The 18,584-nt window shown below is 69.4% G+C and carries 16 protein-coding genes; 5 read left to right on the top strand and 11 right to left on the bottom strand.

The genetic code is table 11. From position 1 onward, the window contains the following. Window positions 1-6: 6 nt before the first annotated feature. From trpA to FGL25_RS00050, 6 genes are all read right to left on the bottom strand, one after another. Entirely contained in the window at window positions 7-849 is an 843-nt protein-coding gene (gene trpA, locus FGL25_RS00075; protein WP_138140586.1) for a tryptophan synthase subunit alpha, read from the bottom strand. After that, complete coding sequence (locus FGL25_RS00070) at window positions 846-1,355, bottom strand: hypothetical protein (protein WP_040346344.1); 510 nt, start codon at window positions 1,353-1,355, stop codon at window positions 846-848. Before FGL25_RS00070 ends, trpA begins: the two co-directional genes overlap by 4 nt. After that, window positions 1,355-2,569, bottom strand: coding sequence for a tryptophan synthase subunit beta (gene trpB, locus FGL25_RS00065; protein ID WP_167493367.1), 1,215 nt, complete (start codon window positions 2,567-2,569; stop codon window positions 1,355-1,357). The genes FGL25_RS00070 and trpB overlap by 1 nt, the downstream gene beginning before the upstream one ends. 43 nt (window positions 2,570-2,612) lie before the next feature. Next, window positions 2,613-3,251, bottom strand: a complete 639-nt coding sequence (locus tag FGL25_RS00060) for a phosphoribosylanthranilate isomerase (RefSeq protein WP_138142321.1) — start codon at window positions 3,249-3,251, stop codon at window positions 2,613-2,615. A gap of 150 nt (window positions 3,252-3,401) precedes the next feature. Then, the gene (locus tag FGL25_RS00055) at window positions 3,402-4,142 is read right to left on the bottom strand and encodes a pseudouridine synthase (RefSeq protein WP_138140584.1); all 741 of its coding nucleotides are present in this window, start codon (window positions 4,140-4,142) and stop codon (window positions 3,402-3,404) included. 34 nt (window positions 4,143-4,176) lie between these two features. Then, window positions 4,177-5,076 (bottom strand): class I SAM-dependent methyltransferase, encoded by a 900-nt coding sequence (locus FGL25_RS00050; protein WP_138140583.1) that lies wholly within the window; start codon window positions 5,074-5,076, stop codon window positions 4,177-4,179. A gap of 45 nt (window positions 5,077-5,121) precedes the next feature. Between FGL25_RS00050 and FGL25_RS17045 the strand changes: the two genes are divergently transcribed. From FGL25_RS17045 to FGL25_RS00040, 3 genes are all read left to right on the top strand, one after another. Further along, window positions 5,122-6,138, top strand: coding sequence for a RecQ family ATP-dependent DNA helicase (locus FGL25_RS17045; RefSeq protein ID WP_252969925.1), 1,017 nt, complete (start codon window positions 5,122-5,124; stop codon window positions 6,136-6,138). Continuing rightward, complete coding sequence (locus tag FGL25_RS17040) at window positions 6,077-7,027, top strand: RecQ family ATP-dependent DNA helicase (RefSeq protein ID WP_252969924.1); 951 nt, start codon at window positions 6,077-6,079, stop codon at window positions 7,025-7,027. The genes FGL25_RS17045 and FGL25_RS17040 overlap by 62 nt, the downstream gene beginning before the upstream one ends. 237 nt (window positions 7,028-7,264) lie before the next feature. Next, on the top strand, window positions 7,265-8,614 hold the full coding sequence (locus FGL25_RS00040; RefSeq protein WP_138140582.1) for a S41 family peptidase: 1,350 nt from the start codon (window positions 7,265-7,267) through the stop codon (window positions 8,612-8,614). A 4-nt stretch (window positions 8,615-8,618) separates the two neighbouring features. Here the strand turns inward: FGL25_RS00040 and FGL25_RS00035 are convergent, their stop codons facing one another. Further along, entirely contained in the window at window positions 8,619-9,545 is a 927-nt protein-coding gene (locus FGL25_RS00035) for an alpha/beta fold hydrolase (protein WP_138140581.1), read from the bottom strand. A 115-nt stretch (window positions 9,546-9,660) separates the two neighbouring features. Between FGL25_RS00035 and FGL25_RS00030 the strand changes: the two genes are divergently transcribed. Next, the gene (locus tag FGL25_RS00030; protein WP_003166397.1) at window positions 9,661-10,095 is read left to right on the top strand and encodes a hypothetical protein; all 435 of its coding nucleotides are present in this window, start codon (window positions 9,661-9,663) and stop codon (window positions 10,093-10,095) included. 164 nt (window positions 10,096-10,259) lie between these two features. Next, complete coding sequence (locus FGL25_RS00025) at window positions 10,260-11,624, top strand: diguanylate cyclase (protein ID WP_138140580.1); 1,365 nt, start codon at window positions 10,260-10,262, stop codon at window positions 11,622-11,624. 24 nt (window positions 11,625-11,648) lie between these two features. Here the strand turns inward: FGL25_RS00025 and gyrB are convergent, their stop codons facing one another. From gyrB to dnaA, 4 genes are all read right to left on the bottom strand, one after another. Continuing rightward, entirely contained in the window at window positions 11,649-14,078 is a 2,430-nt protein-coding gene (gene gyrB / locus FGL25_RS00020) for a DNA topoisomerase (ATP-hydrolyzing) subunit B (protein WP_138140579.1), read from the bottom strand. A gap of 136 nt (window positions 14,079-14,214) precedes the next feature. Further along, a complete protein-coding gene (gene recF / locus FGL25_RS00015; RefSeq protein ID WP_138140578.1) occupies window positions 14,215-15,342 on the bottom strand; it encodes a DNA replication/repair protein RecF in 1,128 nt (375 codons plus the stop codon). 460 nt (window positions 15,343-15,802) lie between these two features. Then, window positions 15,803-16,921, bottom strand: a complete 1,119-nt coding sequence (dnaN, locus tag FGL25_RS00010; RefSeq protein WP_003166402.1) for a DNA polymerase III subunit beta — start codon at window positions 16,919-16,921, stop codon at window positions 15,803-15,805. A gap of 208 nt (window positions 16,922-17,129) precedes the next feature. Next, window positions 17,130-18,548: a chromosomal replication initiator protein DnaA gene (gene dnaA, locus FGL25_RS00005; protein WP_252969923.1), complete on the bottom strand. Its 1,419-nt coding sequence runs from the start codon at window positions 18,546-18,548 to the stop codon at window positions 17,130-17,132. Window positions 18,549-18,584: the final 36 nt, after the last annotated feature.

The raw sequence follows: 18,584 nt of genomic DNA, 5'->3' as shown, positions 1-18,584 counted from the left end.
GGGCCTTTAAACGGTTTCCGTCACGGAAGCACTAGTTCTCGCCGTCTTCACGGCATCGGCCAGGGCCTTCACCTTGGCCAGAACGCGGGGAACGGCGGGTTCGTTCGCCTCGAGCGCCGCCGCCACCTCGTCGACGAAGACCGAGCCGGCGACCACGGCGTCGGCGACGCGGGCGATCTCGGCGGCGCGTTCCGGCGTCTTCACGCCGAAGCCGACAGCGACAGGCAGGTTCGCCGCGCGGCGCACGCGTTCGACGGCGGGCGCCACATCGGCGGCCACAGCCTCCTTCACCCCCGTCACCCCGGCGACCGAGACGTAGTAGACGAAGCCCGAGGTGCCCTCGGCGATGACCTTCAACCGCTCGTCGTCGGACGTCGGCGTGGCCAGGCGGATCAGCGACAGATCGGCGGCCTTCAGCGCGGCCAGCAGGGGCGCCGCCTCTTCCGGCGGGCAGTCGACGACGATGATTCCGTCCACCCCGGCCTCGGCCGCATCGCGGGCGAAGGCCTCATAGCCGTAGGATTCCACCGGGTTCAGATAGCCCATCAGGATCAACGGCGTGTCCTGATCGCCCTTGCGGAAGTCAGCGACCAGATCGAGCGTGCCGCGCAGGGTCATCCCCGCCTTCAGCCCGCGCAGGGCGGCGCGCTGGATCGGCGGCCCCTCGGCCATGGGGTCGGAGAAGGCCAGACCCAGTTCGATCAGATCGGCGCCGGCGGCGGGCAGGCCTTTCAGAATTTCCAGCGCCTCGTCCCGGCTAGGATCGCCGGTCATGACATAGGGAACGAAGCCGGCCCGGCCCTCGGCCTTCAGCTTGGCGAAGCGGGCGTCGATGCGTGCGGTCGTCACTGCGCCGAACCTCCCGAAGGCGTTGTCGGAGCGGCGGGCGTCGCCGTGCAGACGTCGCCCGGAATGACGGCGAAGCCCAGATAGCCCGGCGCGGTCGCCTCAGCGGGCTTGGTCTCGTCATAGAAGGCGACCATCTGCAGGCCGTCGCAGCCGCCGCCGTCGCGGCGACGCACAAAGATGACGCGGTTGTCGTCGCCGTCGGCCGCCAGCCAGTTCAGCGTGGCCAGATGCTCCGTATAGGCGTCGGCCAGGGCGCCGATCTGATCCAGTTGCGCCGTCACGCAGAAGGCCGGACTACGCAGCAGGCCGCCGCAATCGGCCGCCTCCGTCGCTGGCGGAAGAACCGGCATTCCCGTGGCCGCCGGGCCGGGCGGAATGGTCGGCGCGGTCTGCACGGGCGCCTGGCCAGAAGTCGTCTGGGGCGCCGGCGCCGCCGTGTTCTGCGCCAGGGTCAGGGTCGGTGAAACAGCCGCCGCGAGGGCGGCGATCAGCAGGGTCTTCATCATCACAGCTCCACGCCCAGGTGCTGGGCCACGGTGTTGATATCCTTGTCGCCCCGGCCCGACAGGACGATCACCAGATCGCCGTCCTTGCCGATCTGCTTGGCGACCTCGCCCGCGCGCGCCAGGGCGTGCGAGGCTTCCAGCGCCGGGATGATGCCTTCCAGCTTGCAGAGCTGCTGGAAGGCCTCCAGCGAATGGTCGTCGGTGCTGGACAGATACTCCGCCCGGCCCAGATCGTGCAGCCAGGCGTGCTCCGGCCCGATGCCCGGATAGTCCAGACCGGCCGAGATGGAGTGGCCCTCCAGAATCTGACCGTCGGCATCCTGAAGCAGATAGGTGCGGTTGCCGTGCAGCACGCCCGAGCGCCCGCCCTTCAGGCTGGCGGCGTGGGCGGGGGTGTCCAGGCCGTGACCCGCCGCCTCGACCCCGATCAGACGCACGTCCTCATCAGCGATGAAGGGGTGCATGGCGCCGATGGCGTTCGATCCGCCGCCGATGCAGGCCATGACGGCGTCGGGCAGGCGACCGATCTGGCGCTGGCTCTGGGCTTTGATCTCCTTGCCGATCACCGACTGGAAGTCGCGCACCATGGCCGGATAGGGGGCCGGACCCGCCGCCGTGCCGATGATGTAATAGGTGTCGGCGACATTGGTGACCCAGTCGCGCATCGCCTCGTTCATGGCGTCCTTCAGCGTCGCCGCACCGGCCGTCACCGGGTTCAGCTCGGCCCCCAGCAGCTTCATGCGGAAGACGTTCGGCTGCTGCCGGGCCACGTCGACGGCGCCCATGTAGACGGTGCAGGGCAGGCCGAAGCGGGCGCAGACGGTGGCCGAGGCGACCCCGTGCTGGCCGGCGCCGGTCTCGGCGATGATGCGCGTCTTGCCCATGCGGCGGGCCAGCAGGATCTGGCCCATGCAGTTGTTGATCTTGTGCGCGCCCGTGTGGTTCAGGTCTTCGCGCTTCAGCCAGATCTTGGCGCCGCCGAAATGCTCGGTCAGCCGCTCCGCGAAATAGAGCGGGCTGGCGCGGCCGACGTAATGCTCCAGATAGCCGTCGAGTTCGGCCTGGAAGCTGGGATCCGCCTTGGCCGCCGCATAGGCCGCCTCCAGCTCGTGGATCAGCGGCATCAGGGTCTCGGGCACGAAACGACCGCCATAGGGGCCGAAACGGCCCTCGGCGTCAGGCCAGGCGTAGGAGTTCGACAGGGGGGCGTTCACGATATCCGGCACACGAAAATCTTCAGGGAGGAAGGCGACGAAATCAGGACCGCGATGCGGCGTCCAGAAAAGCTTTGATCAGGGTGCGGTCCTTAACACCCGGCGCGCTTTCGACGCCAGAGGACACATCGACCATCGGCGCCCCTGAAATCCGCACCGCTTCGGAAACATTTTGCGGGTCCAGCCCGCCCGCGAGGAACCAGTTTGCGGGAAGCGCCCGGTTCTGCATCAGCCTCCAGTCGAACGAGGCTCCCATCCCGCCGGGCAGGTCCGCGCCCTTGGGCGGCCTGGCGTCAAACAGCAGATGATCGGCGACGCCGGTCCAGTCGGCGACGCTCGCAAAGTCCGCCTCGTCCCGGATCGACAGGGCCTTGATGATCCCCGCCCCCGTCAGCCGCCGGACTTCGCTCGCGCGCTGCGGCGTTTCATGGCCGTGCAACTGGATGAAGTCGGGCCGCAGGATCAGGGCGACCTCGCTCAGCAGGGCGTCGTCGGGATCGACCAGCACGGTGACCACCTTCGCTTTTCCGCGCGCCCGGTCGAACAGGGTGGCGGCGTGCAGCGGCGGGATGTGGCGCGGGCTCTTGGGAAACACCACCGCCCCGACAAAGGCCGCCCCGCCCTGAAGCGCCGCATCCAGCGTATCCGGCGTCGTCAGGCCGCAGATCTTGGTCAGTGTCATGGCGGTGAGGTGCGCGAGCATGAGGAAGAGGTCAAGCACGCCCTTCTTCTCCCCGCTCACCCCGGCGGACGCCGGGGCCCAGTTCTTTGGCGGCAAACGGGGCGCGTGAGGCTCTCACTGGATACCGGCGTCCGCCGGGATGAGCGGAGTTTAGGAGACGAAGATCGAAGCGATCTCGTCCTCGCTCAGCAGCCGCCATTCGCCCGGCGCCAATTCATCCGGCAGCACCAGCCCGCCCAGCCGCTCGCGGTGCAGGGCCTCGACGTGGTTGCCCGCCGCCGCGAACATCCGACGCACCTGATGATAGCGCCCTTCCGTCACCGTCAGCAGGGCCTCGGTCGGCGACACCACCTCCAGCACGGCAGGCGCCAGCGGCTTGTCCTCGCCCTCCAGCACCAGCTCGCCCGAGGCGAATAGCGCCCCTTCCGTCCCGTTCAGAGGCCGCGCCAGCGTCGCGCGATAGACCTTGGCCACATGACGCTTGGGGCTGATCACCCGGTGCAACAGGTCGCCGTCGTCGGTCAGCAGCAGCAGGCCGCTCGTCTGCTTGTCCAGCCGCCCGATGGTCGAGATCGCCGGATCGCGCCGCCGCCAGCGGTCGGGCAGGACGTCATAGACCAGCGCCCCGTCCTCCTTGTGCGAACAGGTCATGCCCAGCGGCTTGTTCAAAAGAACGACCAGACCGGCCACAGGGTCCAGCGGCTCGCCGTCGATCTCCATGCGACCGGGCAGGTCGGGCGTCACCGGAATGCGCTTCGACACATCGGTCAGATCGGCGCCGTCCAGCACGATGCCCCCCGCCTTGCCTAGCCGCGCCATCTCCGCCCGCGAGCCATAGCCCATCGAGCCCAGCAGCTTGTCCACGCGGGACGTCGGAATCTTCTTGCTCATGCCCTGTCGCCCTTCGGGCTGCTTGAGGGCGGGATCACTTCACCGCCTCAAAAATCTTGTAGCCGCCCTGATCGACCACCATCCGCACCCGCTTGAAGGCGGCGTCCAGCTCGGCCTCATAGGGCAGGTGGCGGTTGGCGACGATCCAGGCGGTTCCGCCCTTCTTCAGCATCTCGGCCGCCTTGCGAATGAAGGCCTGGCCCAGCCGCCGGTCCTCGTCTCCGCCGTCATGGAAGGGCGGGTTGCTGACGATGAAGTTCAGATCGCCTGCCCCCTCCAGCGTCCGCACGTCAGCCCAGTCGAAGCCGGCCCGCGCGTCCTCGACGTTGCGCTTCGCCGCCTCGACCGCGCGCCGGTCGATGTCGATCAGCCGCAGGGCCGTCACGGCGGACGACCGCAGCACCACCGTCGACAGCGCCCCGAAGCCGCAGCCCAGATCGGCGCCCGCCCCCTTCAACGGCGGCAGCACCTGCGCCAGCAGCGCCGTGCCCGGATCAATCCGGTCCCAGGCGAAGACGCCCGGTTGCGACCAGGCCTCCAGCCCCGGAACCACGCGCGGCGCGCCCGCCTCGATCGCCGCGTCCAGCCCCTCGGCCGCCTCGGGCCGAGTGACGATGCAGCGGCGATGGTGGGCCTTGGCTGTCTCGATAACCTCCAGCCCGAAGGCCTTCAGCTCCTTGCCCAGACGCGAGCCGCCCTTGTCCTTCGGCGCCATGACGTCCAGCCGACCGCCGGGTTTCAGCGCCTTCAGCGCCAACGCCAGCGTATAGCGACGCTCCACAGCGCCGGGCGGGGCGTACAGCATCACCCCGTCAGCCGATCCGGGCGCAACCGTCTCCAACGCCGTCGAGCCGGGGATCAGGGGCGAGGTCTGCGTCGCCGTCGAGGGCGGATCGAACACCGCGGGCGGGCGGCCGTAGAGAAGCATGGTCATGCGCTGCCTATAGTCCTTTCTCCACAAACGGTGAAGGGTTCGCGGGTGACACCCCCGGCCGAATACGGCACAACGGCCGCCATGTTGGACTTCCCCCCGCCCGCTGACTTCTCGCCCACCCTGGACGAGGCGCGGACCCTGCTGGAGCGGGTGTGGGGCCATGCCGATTTTCGCGGTCTTCAGGCCTCGGTGATCGAGGAAGTCCTGGCAGGGCGCGACGTGCTGGCCGTGCTGCCGACCGGCGGGGGCAAGAGCGTCTGCTATCAGGTGCCCGCCATCCTGCGCGAGGGCGTGGGGCTGGTCGTCTCGCCGCTGATCGCCCTGATGACCGATCAGGTCGAGGCGCTGAAACAACAGGGCGTGGCCGCCGCCCGGCTGGATTCCGGCCTGACCATGGACGAGCGTTCGGCCGTCTGGCGCGCGGCGCGGTCGGGCGAACTGGACCTGCTGTATGTTTCACCCGAAGGGCTGGCGTCGGGGTCCATGCTGGAGCGTCTGGCCGAACTGCCCATCAGCCTGATCGCCATCGACGAGGCGCACTGCGTCAGTCAGTGGGGCCACGATTTCCGCCCTGACTATCGCACCCTGGGCCGTCTGGCCGAGATCTTCCCGCGCACGCCCCGCATCGCGGTTACGGCCACCGCCGACGCCCGCACGCGCGACGACATCCTGGCCTCGCTGAAGCTGGGCGAGGCCCGCGTCTTCGTCGACAGTTTCGCCCGCCCCAACCTGCAGCTGACCGCCGAGCGCAAGGTCAACGGCTCGCGCGCCCGCACCGACGCGCGCGTGGTCGAACTGGTGCGCGAGCGGCGTGGGCGCTCGGGCGTGGTCTATTGCGGCAGCCGCGACGGATGCGAGCGGGTGGCCGACGCACTGAGGGACGCCGGGACCAACGCCATCGCCTATCACGCCGGCTTCGACGCCCGCGAGCGCGACCGGCGGCTGGAGCGCTTTCTGGCCGAGGACGGGACCGTGATGGTGGCCACCATCGGCCTTCGGCATGGGGGTGGACAAGCCGGACGTGCGCTTCGTCATCCACGCCGATCCGCCCGGGAGCCTTGAGGCCTACTGGCAGGAGATCGGCCGCGCCGGGCGCGACGGCGAGCCGGCCGAAGGGATCACCCTTTACGGCCCGTCGGACATCGCCTGGTCCCTGCGCCGCCTCGACAGCCGCCCGATGGCCGATGAGGTCAAGCAGGTCCAGACCCGCAAGGTGCGCCAGCTGTTCGCCATGCTGGACGGCGCGACCTGCCGTCCGCAATCCGTGCGTCGCTATTTCGGCGAGCAGGACGCCGAGCCGTGCGGCGTCTGCGACGTCTGCGGCGATCCCCCCGCCACCTTCGACGCCCTGGTCCCGGCGCAGAAGGCCCTGGCGGCGGTGCAGCGGCTGGGCGAACGCTTCGGCCGCACGCGCGTCATCGACCACCTGACCGGCCGGACCAAGGACGTTCAGCCGTGGGAGGCGGGACTGTCCACCTGGGGCGTCGGGGGCCGATCTGTCGCTGATCGGCTGGCGCGACGTCATCGACCATCTGATGTTCGAGGGCCTGCTGGTCGAGGATCCCAACGACGGCAAGCCCCTGATCCGCCTGGGCGACCCGCAGGCCGTGCGCGCCGTCTATCGCGGCGAGCGGGTGGTGCGGGTCAAGGAGCCGCCGACGCGCGCCGTCGCCGAGGACCGGCCGCGCCGCAACGCCGGGCGCAACCTGGCGGTCGAGGGCTGGACGCCGACGTGCGCGCCCGCTTCGAGGCCCTGCGCGCCTGGCGCCGCGAGCGCGCCGTCGAACAGCGCGTGCCGCCCTACGTCATCTTCCAGGACAAGACCCTGGTCGAGATCGCGCTTCAGGAGCCGCGCGGGCTGGATCAGTTGGCCGTCATTCCCGGCGTCGGGGCGGGCAAGCTGGACCGTTACGGCCCGGCTGTGCTGGAGGCGCTGGAAGCCGTCGCCTGACGGTTTCCATGACCAAAGCGTAACTGGCGCATCGCCGTCTCGCCTGTCACCCCTTTCGCCGAGAGCGAGGAGAGGGGATGCTCATGAAGCGGATGTTGGCGGCGGGCGTCGCCTGCCTGGCGATGGCGGGCGCGGTTCAGGCGCAGGAGACCCCGAACGCGGCGCCCGGACCGATGGACCAGCCGCGCGACTGGTCCCGCGACCCTGATTCAGGACGCCACCGGCCTGCACGCTGTCATGATCGACAGCCATCCGGGCGTGCATGATCCGCTCAATCCCGGCTTCCGCGCCCGCCTGGATCAGGGCTTGGCGACCGCGCTGGAGCGGGCGAAGACCACTACGGATCGGGGCGGCTGGTGGTGGGCGATGCGCGCCTATGTCGCCAGCTTCGAGGACGGCCACGTCCAGATCGGCCTGACCCAGAGGGATTTCGGCTTCCCGACCCGGTGGCCCGGCTTCCTGACCGTCTATCGCGGCGCCGATCAGGTGGTGGCCGACCGCGATGAGAGCGACGCCGCCGCCCCGCCGCTGGGCGCCCGGCTGATCGACTGCGACGGTGTGGACGCCGCGACCCTGGCCGAACAGCGCATCGGCCAGTTCCGGGGCCGCTGGTTCCTGGAGGCGATCAAGACCCGCTTCGGCGACTGGATGTTCCTGAGCGCGGAAAATCCGTGGCAGACCGAGATGAAGACCTGCCGGTTCGAAACGGGCGGCGCGCCCCGAACCTACGCACTCGACTGGCGCGCGACGCCCGATGATCTGAGCGATCGCCGCGCCCGGCTGTCGTCAGGCGCCCGGCCCGACTTCGCCCTGAAGCATTTCGACGACGGCGGCTTCTGGATATCGACCCCCACCTTCAACGGCGATCCCGCCAGCGAGGCCCACGCCGAACTGACCGCCCTGATCGCCGACATGAAGGCCAAGCAGGACGCCCTGCGCGCCGCCCCCTATGTGGTGCTGGACCTGCGCGGCAACGGCGGCGGCTCCTCGCACTGGAGCCAGCTGATGGCCCAGGTTCTGTGGGGCGACGACTGGATGGCCGCCCATCCCGAACCGGCGATCGAGGGCGTCGACTGGCGCGCCTCGGACGGCAACATCGCCGAAATCTCCGCCTTCCTCGACAAGCTGCGCGCCACGAACGGCCAGGCCGAGCTGATCGCCTGGGCCGAGGACGCCATCACCGGCATGACGGCGGCGAAGGCCGCCGGCCAGGTCTATTGGCGCAGCGCCGATGACGACGCGCCGAAGGACGCCGCCCCGCCGCCGCCCGCGCCGCAACTGATGGCGGGCCGTGTCTATGTCCTGACCGATTCCAGCTGCGGTTCCGCCTGCCTGGACGCCGTCGATCTGTGGAAGACCGTCGGCGCCGTTCAGGTCGGGCGCGAGACCTCGGCCGACACCGTCTACATGGAGATCCGCGAGCCGACCCTGCCCAGCGGCCTGGCCGAGATCGCCGTGCCGATGAAGGTCTATCGCGGCCGCGCGCGCGGCAACAACGAGCCGCAGCGGCCCCAGTACGTCATCGAGGGCGACATGGGCGACGACGCGGCTCTGCTGACGGCGATCCGTCGGCTTCAGCCGGACTGACGCCTCAGCGCAGGAAGCGTTCGACCGCCTGCTGGAACTGACGGGGGCGGTCGATCATGACCATGTGCTCGGCCCCCTCGATCCGTTCGAAGGCGGCCGGTCGCGGCAGGGAGCGGTAGCCGGCGCGGAACAGGCCGTCGACATGGCTGCGCGGGCTGCGGTCGTCGGGACTCCAGCCGTAGACGACGGTGACCGGCGCCTCGATCAGCGGCAGGCGCGCGCGCAGGTCGGTGGTCATTACCTCATACAAGCCCTGGGCCAGAACCCGGCGGTCCCCGCCCTGCCAGCCTAGGCCGCCCAGAACATTGTCGGCCGCGCCGCCCAGCTCCAGCCCCATGGAAGAGGCCTGGGTCCGCAGGGCCTGATCCCCCAGCAGCATCAGCCCCTGATAGGCGATGCGGGCCAGCGGCTCGACGTCGGCGGCGGTCGAGCCGGGGCTGATCAGCGACGGAAAGAAGGGCGAGGCGTCCACCACCATGACCTTGCTGATGCGGTCGCCCGCGTCGGCCGCGACCCGCAGCGCCACCTGGCCGCCCATGGAGTGGCCGATCAGAGCCGGTCGTCGCAGCCCCTGTTCCTCGATGTAGCGGCGGATCTCGGCGGACGTCGGCGCGCCGACCAGCCCCTCGGCGTTGCCGCCGGGCGCCGTCTCGCCGAAGCCGCGCACCGTCACCAGATGCACGCGGTAACGCCCTTCCAGCGCCGCCGCCGTGCGCGCCCAGACCGCCGAGGTCGAGGCCAGGCCGGGGATCAGCACCACGTCCGGCCCGTGGCCCTTCGTCTCGACCAGGATGCGCGACGACTGGAACGGCGCCGCGGCGGGCGCAGCCGCCGGGCTCGCGGCCTGTACGGAGGCGGCCCCGACCGAGACGCTCATCAGGGCGCCGGCCGCAACAGCGGGAACAAGGGCGAAACGGAGCGAATGGCGCATCACGTCAGCCTGCCCCGCGATAACGGCGAAACCTCGACCAGAGCGGGCGCACGGCTGGGCCATTGTGTTTTTTCTCCAACAGGAGTGAACTCGGTTCCTTCCTGGGGAGGATGCTATGAAACCAATCGTCATCGCCATAGCCGCCGTCGCCGCTCTGGCCGCTTCACCCGCCCTGGCCGAAAGCTGGCACGTCGTCTCGCGCAGTTCGGCCACGGTCTTCATGCTGGACGTGGATTCCATCACCGAGGGGGACGGCGCACGCACGGCCCTGCTGGCGCGCGTGCCGGCGTCGGGCGCGACCGACGACCTGTCCTATTCCGCCGGCCAGATCAGCATCCGCTGCAGCGCCAACCAGTCCAAGCCGGGCGTGGAGGTTCTCTACGGCCCCGACGGCGCGGAGCAGGAGCGCATCGACGACGGCTACGACTTCGACGCCATCGCCAAGAACTCGCTGGATTCCTACATCAAGGACATGCTCTGCGACGGCCAGCGCAGCACGACCATCTACCCGTCCATCCGCGCCTTCATCGAGGCGGGACGGCCGCGCTAAAGCGGCGACGCAAGGCGCCCCGCCCCTTGCCGGAGCGGGGTGCGGCGTCTATCGGCTCGCCTAGGGGCGCACGCCCCTGGTTCGGGCGGCTCTTGTTCACCCTCAGCGCCTGAGGCGACGCCCAGGCGGCCGAACCTGTAGTGTAAACAGTCAGAGTCGCCGCCTTGCCCAACCCGACGTCCGCCGTGGCCGCCCCGTCCTGCGTTCCCGAACCCTCACTCGATCCGCAGAGCCTGGAGCGTCTGCGCGCGCTGTTGAACGCCAACGCCGACGCCATGGTGGCCGCCTTCTATCAGGTGCTGCTCAACGACCCGGACGCCCAGACCTTCCTGCATCACTCCATCGTCCAGGAACGCCTCAGCCCGTCCCTGCGTCGATGGCTGATCGACCTGTTCGCCCCGGATCTGGACACGCGCGACGCCGCCTTCATCGCCCGCCAGACCAAGATCGGCGAGGTCCACGCCCGCATCAAGATTCCGATGCACCTGGTCATGGCCGGCGCCGCCGTGCTGAAGGCCCGGCTGGCCGACGACCTGGCCGGCGACGCGGCGGCCTTCGGCCTGCTGCGGCTGGCCGGCCAGCGCATCGACCACGCCCTGCGCCTGATGAGCCAGTCCTATGAGAAGGGCGCCAGCAACCGCGCGCGTCTGGACGAAGCCTACCGTCTCTTCTCCCTGGATCAGGACATCCATTTCGAGCGCGAAAGCCAACGCGCGAGCCTGATGGAGTGGAGCCAGAAGACCCTGTTCCGCATCCTGGCTTCGGGCGGCGTCGACGGGGCGGGCGCCCTGGGCGCCTCGCCGTTCGGCCTGTGGATTCGGCACCGGGCCGACTTCCTGTTCGACGGCTCGCCCCATCTGACGCGGCTGAACGCGACCATGGAGCGGATCGACACGGAGCTGTTGCCGCGCTTCACCCCCGACGCGATCCCGGCCGACCTGGCCGCGCCGCTGAAGGCGCTGGAGGCCGCCGTCGAGGAAGTCGCCTTCCTGCTGAACGAGATGTTCCAGGGCCTGGCGGGCATGGAGGGCGGCCGCGACCCGTTGACCCGCGCCCTGAACCGGCGCTTCCTGTCGTCGATCCTGAGCCGCGAGATCGGCTTCGCCAACGCCAACCACACCCCCCTGTCGGTGCTGCTGCTGGACGTGGACCACTTCAAGCGGATCAACGACACGCACGGCCATCCGGTCGGCGACGAGGTGCTGCGCCAGGTGGCCGAGGCCGTGACCGAGAACGTGCGGCCCAGCGACTTCGTCTTCCGCTACGGCGGCGAGGAATTCCTGGTGGTCCTGGTCGAAACCAGCCTGCACCAGGCCGCGACCATCGCCGAACGGATGCGCCTGGCCCTGGCGGCCAAGCCGATCGCGGCGGCGGGCCTGCCCCCCTTCAGTATCACGGCCTCGATCGGCGTCGCCGCCCACCGGGGCCACCCGGACGAGAACTATCTGATCAAGGCGGCCGACGACGCCCTCTACCGCGCCAAGCAGAACGGCCGAAACCGGGTCGAGCAAGACCGCCGCGGCGCCTGACGGCGCCGCGCGCAGTCCCCGCGATCAGGCGTCGACAGCGGCGTCCAAGGCGTTGTCCTGGATGAACTCGCGGCGCGGCTCGACCACGTCGCCCATCAGCTTGGCGAACAGGTCGTCGGCGTCGTCGCCATGCTCGACCTTCACCTGCAGCAGGGTGCGGGCGTTGGCGTCCAGGGTGGTCTCCCACAGCTGTTCCGGGTTCATCTCGCCCAGGCCCTTGTAGCGCTGGATGGCGATGCCCTTCTTGCCTGCGTCCAGCACGGCCGCCAGCAGGTCCAGCGGACCGCGGATGGTCGTGGTCTTGTCCTTACGGCGATAGACGGCCGGGGCCGAGAACAGGCCGTCGAAGGCGACGGCGCGTTCGGCCAGACGGCGGGCGTCCAGCGAGCGGCCCAGCACCTCGTCCAGCACGATGGTCTCGCTGACGGCGCGGCGTACGCGGTTGAACGCCACCCCGCCCTGGGCGGCCAGTTCGCAGCTCCACGGGCCGTCGCCTTCCTCGGCGTAGAGGTTCAGCCGTTCGGCCGCACGCGCGGCGCGGTCGGCCAGCTCGCCGGCGTTCTCGCTGAACAGACCGGCCAGGGCGCCCTGTTCGATGGCGAAAGCCGGAGCCCGCGTCGCCAGGCGATCGACCAGCGCCTTGAAGCCCTTGGCCTCGCGCACCAGCTCCTGCAGGTCTCGTCCGGCGCGCACCTCGCCCGAGGCCAGCTCCAGCGCGGCCTCGGCGCTGCCTTCCTCGATCAGATAGGCGTCCATCTCCGCCTGATCCTTGACGTAGCGGTGCTGCTTGCCCTTGGAGACCTTATAGAGCGGCGGCTGGGCGATGTAGACGTGGCCGCGTTCGATCAGTTCCGGCATCTGACGATAGAAGAAAGTCAGCAGCAGGGTGCGGATGTGGGCGCCGTCGACGTCGGCGTCGGCCATCAGGATGATCTTGTGATAGCGCAGCTTGTCGGCGTTGAAGTCGTCGCGGCCGATGCCGGTGCCCAGCGCCAGGATCAGGGTGCCGATCAGGTCCGACGACAGCATCCGGTCAAAGCGCGCGCGCTCGACGTTCAGGATCTTGCCGCGCAGGGGCAGGACGGCCTGGTTCTCGCGGTTGCGCGCCTGCTTGGCCGAGCCGCCGGCGGAATCGCCCTCGACGATGAACAGTTCGGACTTGGCCGGATCGCGTTCCTGACAGTCGGCCAGCTTGCCGGGCAGGCTCGAGATTTCCAGCGCCGACTTGCGCCGCGTCAGGTCGCGCGCCTTGCGGGCGGCTTCGCGAGCGGACGCCGCCTCGATGATCTTGGATACGATCATCTTGGCTTCGACCGGGTGTTCCTCAAACCAGGTCGCCAGACCTTCCGAGCACAGGCTTTCGACCGCCGGGCGCACCTCGGACGAGACCAGCTTGTCCTTGGTCTGGGAGCTGAACTTGGGGTCCGGCACCTTGACCGATAGGACGCAGGTCAGGCCTTCGCGGGCGTCCTCGCCGGTCGGCGCGACCTTCTCCTTCTTGGCCAGGCCCGAGCTCTCGATATAGCTGCCCATGACGCGGGTCAGCGAGGCGCGGAAGGCCGACAGGTGGGTGCCCCCATCCCGCTGCGGGATGTTGTTGGTGAAGCACAGCATGGTCTCGTGGTAGCTGTCGTTCCACCACAGGGCCAGGTCCAGCTCGATGCCGTCCTTCTGGCCGCGAATGACGATGACGTCCTTCAGGATCGGGGTCTTGGACTTGTCGAGGTGGCGCACGAAGGCTTCGACGCCGCCCTCATAGTGCAGCATGATCTCGATCGGCTCGGCGCCGCGATGATCCGACAGCTTGATGACTACGCCCGAGTTCAGGAAGGCCAGCTCGCGCAGGCGGTGCTCCAGCGTCTTCAGGTCGAAATCGATGTGGCTGAAGGTCGTGACCGAGGGGAAGAAGGTGACCTCGGTGCCGGTCAGCAGACGGCCCTTGTCCTCGCGCATCGGCGCGTCGCCGACGACGGCCAGCGAGCGCACGGTCTCGCCGCGCTCGAAGCGGACGCTGTGCTTCTTGCCGTCGCGGTAGATGACCAGCTCCAGCCAGTCCGACAGGGCGTTGACCACGGACACGCCCACGCCGTGCAGGCCGCCGGACACCTTGTAGGAGTTCTGATCGAACTTACCGCCGGCGTGCAGCTGGGTCATGATGACCTCGGCGGCGGAAATGCCTTCCTCGGCGTGAATGGCGGTCGGGATGCCGCGCCCGTTGTCGGTCACGGTGACCGAGCCGTCCTCGTTGAGGGTGACCGTCACCAGATCAGCGTGGCCGGCCAGGGCCTCGTCGATGGCGTTATCCACCACCTCATAGACCATGTGGTGCAGGCCCGAGCCGTCGTCCGTGTCGCCGATATACATGCCGGGGCGCTTGCGCACCGCGTCCAGGCCTTTGAGAACCTTGATGGAATCGGCGCCGTACTCAGGCGAGGGAGCAGTCTGTTCGGTCATGAAAACGTCGGCTCAGGGTCCGTGGACGGACAGGGAAGAGGCGGCCCTTCGACCGCCCGTCTCAGGGGCGCAAATCAGCGCGCCCCGAAGTCCTCGATATATAGGAAATTCGACGGGAAAAGCGAGCCTTTAAGCCCTAGACGGACAGGCCGCCGCCTTCCACCGCCACGAACTGCGCGCGTCCCTCCAGCGCCGCGAACAGCGGGCGCTCGGTGCCCGTCATGAAGGCCTGCAGCTTCAGCGCCTCGATCTCGTCGAACAGGGCGGCGCGGCGGGCTTCGTCCAGATGGGCGGGCGCCTCGTCCAGCAGCAGAACGGGCTGCGCGGGCTGATCCGCCAGACGCGCCACCTGGGCCAGGATCAGGTTCAGCACCAGGGCCTTCTGCTCGCCGGACGACCCCTCGGCGGCGGGCCGGTTCTTCTCGCGGTGCAGGGCCGTCAGGTCCGAGCGGTGCGGCCCGAACAGGCTGCGTCCCGCCGCCGCGTCTCGGGCGCGGGCGCGCATCAGGCCCTCGCCCAGCGCCTCGACGATGTCGGCCTCGTCCGCGCCCGCCGCCGCCATCTCCTCGGCCGGACCGGCCAGGCCCAGATCGGCCTGCGGGAAGGGACGGTCGGCGCGAGCGTCGATCCCGGCCTGAAGCGCCTTCAGCGCCCCAGCGCGCGCCATAGCCGCCCGCGCCCCGCTCTCGGCCAACCGGGCCTCCAGCGCGTCCAGCCACAGGGGATCGGCCGGGCGCGTCTCATCAGTCAGCAGCCGCAACCGCTCGCGCAGGGCCTTTTCATAGGTGGAGACGACAGCCGCATGGTCGGGATGGGCGGCGAAAACCAACCGGTCGAAGAACCGCAGCCGCTCGGCCCGCGCGTCCGAGAACAGCCGGTCCTGCTCGGGCGTGGCCCAGACCGGGCGCAGATGATCCAGCAGCCGTCCCGGCGGCGCCGTCTCGCCGTCGATGCGCACGATGCGCCGCGCCGACGGCCCCATGGTCTGGACGCCGGTGCCGAGGCGGACCTCGTCGCCGTCCGAGGCTCGCAGCGTCGCCGCCACGGCCCACGGCCGCCCGACCGCCTCGCCCGGTTCGCGCCGCCCCATCTCGGCCGCCGTCGCCCCGCGCAACCCCTTGCCGGGGGTCAGCAGGCTGACGGCTTCCAGAAGGTTGGTCTTGCCCGCCCCGTTCGGCCCATGCAGCACCACCGTCCCGCCGGAGACCGGCAGGGTCGCGCTCGCATAGGAGCGGAAGTCGGTGAGGGCGAGGGAGGCGATCATCGAGCAGGCAAAGCTTTCGGGGAACTAAGCCAGGCCTGCAGATCTGCCAGCCAAAACGGGCCAAAGAGGGAATCTCGATAGATCAGCACCAGACGCTCAAAGCGCCAATCAGGCGCTCGTCGCGTTCGACACACGACAAGGACAAAAGGCGAGAACAGCCAATTTTCCTCAAAAGCGAGAACTTCTGATCGCGGGATGCGTCGCGCGCGACCCAGCACAGGCCGAAAAACAAGCCCGTCAGAACCAAGACAAATGCGCTTGGGCCTCACCAACCCCATGACGTTGAAGACGCCGACTAGTCCGAGACCGACAGAACTCAGCAGCCCGATCGCCAGCGAGGTTGACGCCAAGAACCACGCGAGGACGAAGCTGCCGATCAGGCACAAGAACGCGCCGAGCGCATAGCTGACCCGAGAGACCTCAAGCGCCGAAGGACTGACTTCGCCCTCTGGTATCGTGATCAAACCCGCAGCGGCATCAGCACGTACTGGACGCCCACGTCGGCCGGGTCGAGGACCAGGGTCGGGCTGGCCGGGTCGGCGAATTTGAAGTGGGCCGTCTCGCCGGTGATCTGGCCGGCGACGTCCAGCAGGTAGCGGGCGTTGAAGCCGATCTCGAACGGTTCGTCGGAATAGCCGATCTCGACCTCTTCCTCAGCCTGACCGGCCTCCATGTTGCGGACGGTCAGCTTCACGCGGTCGTTGTCGAAGGCCAGCTTCACCGAGCGGCTCTTTTCGGCCGAGATGGTGGCCACCCGGTCGACGGCCTTGGCGAACAGGCTGTTGTCGATGTCGGCCTGCTTGTCGTTGCCCTTGGGAATGACGCGCAGATAGTCGGGGAAGGCGCCGTCGATGACCTTGGAAGTCAGGCTGGCCTCGCCGAACTCAAAGCGGATCTTCTGGGCCGAGACCTGAACCTCGACCGGGCCGGCGCCGTCGTCCAGCAGGCGGCGGACCTGATCCACCGTCTTGCGCGGCACGATGACGCCGGGGCCGCCCGCCGCGCCCTCCGGCGCCGGGGTCTCGGCCAGGGCCAGGCGGTGGCCGTCGGTCGCCACGGCGCGCAGCAGCGGGATGCCGCCGTCGGCCACGGTGTGCAGATACAGGCCGTTCAGATAGTAGCGCGTCTCTTCGGTCGAGACGGCGAAGCGCGTCTTGTCGATCAGGCGGGCCAAGTCTTCCTTGGGCAGGGTGTAGCGCGCGCCCGAAGCCTCGGTCGACATGACCGGGAAGTCGCCCGCCGGCAGCACCGGCAGGTTGAAGCGCGACCGCCCCGCCGCCACCACCAGACGCGGATCATCGCCCGAATAGGTCAGCGACACCTCGGCGCCGTCCGGCAGCTTGCGCACGATTTCATACAGGGTGTGGGCCGGGGCCGTGATCTGGCCCTCGACGTTCACCTGGGCCTCGGCCTCGTCGACCATCTCCATGTCCAGGTCGGTGGCGGCGAACGACAGGCGGTCGCGCCCGGCGCTCAGCAGCACATTGGACAGGATCGGAATGGTGTTGCGACGCTCGACCACGCTCTGGACGTGCCCCAGGGCCCGAAGAAGCGCGGATCGTTCGATGGTCAGCTGCATTTGGTCTCGCCCGGTCGCGACCCCCGCCGAAGCAGCGTCGCCGTAAATATGGGCAGGAACACTAGCGCATTGAGCGCGGGGGGCAACGGGCAGAGGCGCTTGCCCCGATTTCCACAGGCTGGGCGCCCCTGAAATCCGCTCATCCCAGTCTTCGCCGGGATGAGCGGAGGGGAGAGTTTACCCGCGCAGTTTGCGCGCCGCTTTCCTTTTACCCGCGCAGTTTGCGCGTCAGGGCCTCGACGTCGCGGGCGATCTGGTCGTCCTTGGGCATCAGCTCCTCGATCTTGCGGACCCCGTGCAGGACGGTGGTGTGGTCGCGCCCGCCGAAGCGGCGGCCGATGTCGGGATAGGAGCGGGTCGTGTGCTGCTTGCACAGATACATGGCGACCTGACGCGGGCGGGCGATGGCGCGGGTGCGGCGCTCGCTCAGCAGGTCGGCCTGCTTGAGGTTGAAGTGCTCGGCCACCGTCTTCTGGATCTCGTCCACGGTGATGCGGCGCTCGGGGCCCGTGCGCAGGGCGGCGCCCAGCAGGGACTGGACCTCGTCCACCGTCAGAGCCGACAGACGGCTCCCGGCGACAGCGGCCAGGGTGTTCACGGCGCCTTCCAGCTCGCGCATCGAGCCGGGAGTGCGGTCGATCAGATGCTCCAGCACGTCGGCGCGGGCCTCGCCCGTGACGACGCCCAGCTGGGCCAGGGCGTTCAGGCGCGACTGGGCCACGGCGACCTTGAGGTCGCGGTCCGCCGCCTCGACCGGGCAGGTCAGGCCAGCGGCCAGGTGGCTGCGCAGGCGCGGCTCGACGTCGGTCAGGGCCATGGGCGCGCGGTCGGCCGACAGGACGATGCGCTTGCCGTCCTCGATCAGGGCCGTGAGGGTGTTCAGCAGCTCTTCCTGGGTGCTCGTCTTGCCGCCGACGAACTGGACGTCGTCCAGCAGCAGCATGTCGGCCGAGCGCAGGCTTTCCTTGAAGGCGGCGGTCGAGCGGTCCTGCATGGCGCGCACGAAGGTCGACAGGAAGCGCTCGGCGGTCAGATAGACCACCTTGGCGTCCGGGCGCAGGCGCTGGGCCTCCCAGGCGATGGCGTTCAGCAGGTGCGTCTTGCCGTAGCCGTAGGGGCCGCAGAAGAAGACGGGGTTGAAGTGGCCGTCGGCCCAGGTCGCCACCTGCTTGGCGATGGCCAGGGCGAAGGCGTTGCCGTGGCCCTCGACGAAGCTGTCGAAGGTCAGACGCTCCTGCAGGCCCGCGGCGCGCACGGCGCGGGCGCCGTCGGTCGCGGCGGCGAAGGCGGGCGCGGGGGCGGTGGGAGCGGCCGGGGCGGGGCTGATCGAGGCCAGGCGCGGGGCGTCGCGCAGGCCCGACGGCGGCGCCGACCCCATCTCGGCGCGGCAGCGCACCTCCAGACGACGCGACAGGCCGTCCAGGCCCAGCCACAGCTCGTTCATGCGACGCAGGGCGTTCTTGCGCACCCAGTCCCGCGCATAGGCGGTCGGCGTCACCAGGATCAGATTGCCCTGGGAGTCCACGCGCACCGCGGAGGGCGCGATATAGCTGCTGAAGGGTCCGTCCCCGATCTCAGCCTTCAGGCGGTCCGCCGCCTCGGTCCAGATACGGTTGGGATCCGTCATTCCCGCCATCACCGCGCCCCCGATCATTCAGAACAC

The organism is Brevundimonas vancanneytii, from assembly GCF_901421975.1.
Classification (GTDB): Bacteria; Pseudomonadota; Alphaproteobacteria; order Caulobacterales; family Caulobacteraceae; genus Brevundimonas; species Brevundimonas diminuta.
The sequence above is the reverse complement of the archived record's forward strand: the minus strand, read 5'-3'. Positions and strand labels throughout refer to the sequence as shown.

What these genes read in the sequence shown, in the direction of transcription:
- dnaN (WP_003166402.1), bottom strand. Translation starts at nt 16,921, where the DNA reads ATGCAGCTGACCATCGAACGATCCGCGCTTCTTCGGGCCCTGGGGCAC.
- FGL25_RS00030 (WP_003166397.1), top strand. Translation starts at nt 9,661, where the DNA reads ATGAAACCAATCGTCATCGCCATAGCCGCCGTCGCCGCTCTGGCCGCT.
- dnaA (WP_252969923.1), bottom strand. Translation starts at nt 18,548, where the DNA reads ATGACGGATCCCAACCGTATCTGGACCGAGGCGGCGGACCGCCTGAAG.
- FGL25_RS00060 (WP_138142321.1), bottom strand. Translation starts at nt 3,251, where the DNA reads ATGACACTGACCAAGATCTGCGGCCTGACGACGCCGGATACGCTGGAT.
- FGL25_RS00055 (WP_138140584.1), bottom strand. Translation starts at nt 4,142, where the DNA reads ATGAGCAAGAAGATTCCGACGTCCCGCGTGGACAAGCTGCTGGGCTCG.
- FGL25_RS00035 (WP_138140581.1), bottom strand. Translation starts at nt 9,545, where the DNA reads ATGCGCCATTCGCTCCGTTTCGCCCTTGTTCCCGCTGTTGCGGCCGGC.
- FGL25_RS00040 (WP_138140582.1), top strand. Translation starts at nt 7,265, where the DNA reads ATGATCGACAGCCATCCGGGCGTGCATGATCCGCTCAATCCCGGCTTC.
- FGL25_RS17040 (WP_252969924.1), top strand. Translation starts at nt 6,077, where the DNA reads ATGGGGGTGGACAAGCCGGACGTGCGCTTCGTCATCCACGCCGATCCG.
- recF (WP_138140578.1), bottom strand. Translation starts at nt 15,342, where the DNA reads ATGATCGCCTCCCTCGCCCTCACCGACTTCCGCTCCTATGCGAGCGCG.
- FGL25_RS00050 (WP_138140583.1), bottom strand. Translation starts at nt 5,076, where the DNA reads ATGACCATGCTTCTCTACGGCCGCCCGCCCGCGGTGTTCGATCCGCCC.
- gyrB (WP_138140579.1), bottom strand. Translation starts at nt 14,078, where the DNA reads ATGACCGAACAGACTGCTCCCTCGCCTGAGTACGGCGCCGATTCCATC.
- FGL25_RS00070 (WP_040346344.1), bottom strand. Translation starts at nt 1,355, where the DNA reads ATGATGAAGACCCTGCTGATCGCCGCCCTCGCGGCGGCTGTTTCACCG.